Raw genomic sequence first — 3,103 nt, 5'->3', positions numbered from 1 at the left:
GCAAAAAGCCTCCGCTTTTGGCGGAGGCTTTTAGTTTTGTATCGTATTGAGACCTGTGTTTTTAGCAGACCTTGCAGTGACCTACTCTCCCAAGTCTTGAGACTTAGTACCATTGGCGCGGAGGGATTTGACGTTCGAGTTCGGGATGGGATCGGGTCCTGGGCCCCTCGCAAGAACCACAAGGTCAGCGAAAAACACGTTGCGTGATTTTGGTTTTTTGAACTGATTTCGCTGAAGCGTTTGCTTCGGCAAGGATTGTCCGGTTACGGACATTGATTAATGAGAACGATCAAGCCGATCGAGCTATTAGTACCGGTAAGCTTCAAGCATTGCTGCTCTTCCACACCCGGCCTATCAACGTGGTGGTCTTCCACGGCTCTGATAGGGAATACTCGTTTTGAGGGGGGCTTCCTGCTTAGATGCTTTCAGCAGTTATCCCTTCCGAACTTAGCTACCCTGCAATGCGGCTGGCGCCACAACAGGTCCACCAGAGGTTCGTCCATCCCGGTCCTCTCGTACTAGGGACAGCTCCTCTCAATATTCCAACACCCACGGCAGATAGGGACCGAACTGTCTCACGACGTTCTGAACCCAGCTCACGTACCACTTTAAATGGCGAACAGCCATACCCTTGGGACCTGCTCCAGCCCCAGGATGTGATGAGCCGACATCGAGGTGCCAAACAATGCCGTCGCTATGGACGCTTGGGCATTATCAGCCTGTTATCCCCAGAGTACCTTTTATTCGTTGAGCGATGGCCCTTCCACACGGGACCACCGGATCACTATGACCGACTTTCGTCTCTGCTCGACTTGTCAGTCTCGCAGTCAGGCAGGCTTATGCCATTGCACTCAGCGGACGATTTCCGACCGTCCTGAGCCCACCATCGCGCGCCTCCGTTACTCTTTGGGAGGCGACCGCCCCAGTCAAACTACCCACCATGCGCTGTCCCGGACACTGTTATGCCGCGGTTAGACACCTATGACGATAAGGGTGGTATCTCATCTTGCGGCTCCACCAAGGCTGGCGCCCTGGCTTCAAAGCCTACCACCTATCCTGCACATGCCGACACAAGTGCCAGCGCAAAGCTATAGTAAAGGTTCATGGGGTCTTTCCGTCTGACCGCAGGAACCCCGCATCTTCACGGGGAATTCAATTTCGCTGAGTCTATACTGGAGACAGTGGGGAAGTCGTTACGCCATTCGTGCAGGTCGGAACTTACCCGACAAGGAATTTCGCTACCTTAGGACCGTTATAGTTACGGCCGCCGTTTACCGGGGCTTCAATTCAAGGCGTTAACCTCTCCTTTTAACCTTCCGGCACCGGGCAGGCGTCAGACCCTATACGTCGATTTGCATCTTCGCAGAGCCCTGTGTTTTTGATAAACAGTCGCCACCCCCTCTTTTGTGACACCCCATACTGGTTGCCCAATATGAGGTCACGCTTATCCCGAAGTTACGCGTGCAATTTGCCGAGTTCCTTCAGTATAGTTCTCTCAAGCGCCTTGGTATACTCTACCAGTCCACCTGTGTCGGTTTAGGGTACGGTCTATGTTGGTGGAGCTATTTCCTGGAACCGGCTCACTACACCCCCAATCCGATAAGGGGATATAGCTCTGCGCGATCCGTCACTACCACCAGGCCCACGAATATTAACGTGGTTCCCATCGTCTACGCATTTCTGCCTCGACTTAGGGGCCGGCTAACCCTGCGCTGATTAGCATTGCGCAGGAACCCTTGGACTTTCGGCGAAAGTGTCTCTCACACTTTTTGTCGCTACTCATGTCATCATTCGCACTTCCGATACCTCCACGGCCCCTCACAGGTACCGCTTCGCAGGCTTACGGAACGCTCCGCTACCGCTTACACATAAGTGTAAACCCTAAGCTTCGGTGCATAGTTTTAGACCCGGTACATCTTCGCCGCAGGATCACTTGACCAGTGAGCTGTTACGCTATCTTTAAAGGATGGCTGCTTCTAAGCCAACCTCCTGGTTGTCTAAGTAATCCCACATGCTTTCCCACTTAACTATGACTTGGGGACCTTAGCTGTAGGTTAGGGTTGTTTCCCTTTTGACGATGGACGTTAGCACCCACCGTCTGTCTCCCAGATAGTACTCTCGGGTATTCGGAGTTTGGTTAGGTTTGGTAAGTCGGTGAGACCCCCTAGCCCATCCAGTGCTCTACCCCCCGAGGTATTCGTCTGAGGCGATACCTAAATATCTTTCGCGGAGAACCAGCTATTTCCAAGTTTGATTGGCCTTTCACCCCTAGGAACAAGTCATCCCCGTCTTTTTCAACAGACGTGGGTTCGGCCCTCCAGTAAGTGTTACCTTACCTTCAGCCTGCTCATACCTAGATCACTTGGTTTCGGGTCTAATCCGTCTAACTTAACGCCCTATTCAGACTCGCTTTCGCTGCGCCTACACCTAACGGCTTAAGCTTGCTAGACAGACTAAGTCGATGACCCATTATACAAGAGGTACGCCGTCACCCTTGCGGGCTCCGACTGTTTGTATGCATCCAGTTTCAGGTACTATTTCACTCCCCTCGTCGGGGTGCTTTTCACCTTTCCCTCACGGTACTGGTTCGCTATCGGTCGTGTGCGAGTACTTAGGCTTGGATAGTGGTCTACCCATGTTCAGACAGAATTTCACGTGTTCCGCCTTACTCGAGGACCTATGAGCTTTCTACCGGTACGGGGCTATCACCCACTATGGCGGACTTTTCCAAGTCCTTCCCGTTCTTACCCACAGGCCACTGGCCTGGTCCGCGTTCGCTCGCCACTACTAACGGAGTCTCGTTTGATGTCCTTTCCTCCAGGTACTTAGATGTTTCAGTTCCCTGGGTTAGCTCCCTTTCGGGTGACCTAAATGGTCGGGTTTCCCCATTCGGAAATCCCCGGATCAAAGCTTATTCGCAGCTCCCCGAGGCTTATCGCAGCGTATTACGTCCTTCATCGCCTGCACACGCCAAGGCATCCACTAGATGCACTTAAGACGCTTGATCGTTCTCATTACCAATGTCCGCAACATCATCAGCAGTCAGCGCTCTTGTACGCCAACTTGCCTCCGTCGTCGGATTGGTTTCCTTGCAAAGGCCTGA

General features: G+C 52.7%; 2 rRNA genes. Both read right to left on the bottom strand.

Features of this window, described 5'->3' with window-relative positions:
* Positions 1-68 precede the first annotated feature (68 nt).
* Positions 69-184, bottom strand: a 5S ribosomal RNA gene (gene rrf, locus JP75_RS24390).
* A 101-nt stretch (positions 185-285) separates the two neighbouring features.
* Positions 286-3,007, bottom strand: a 23S ribosomal RNA gene (locus JP75_RS24385).
* Positions 3,008-3,103 lie beyond the last annotated feature (96 nt).

The organism is Devosia riboflavina (assembly GCF_000743575.1).
Taxonomy (GTDB): domain Bacteria; phylum Pseudomonadota; class Alphaproteobacteria; order Rhizobiales; family Devosiaceae; genus Devosia; species Devosia riboflavina.
Note: the sequence above shows the minus strand (reverse complement) of the source record. Positions and strands in the feature narration are given on the sequence as shown.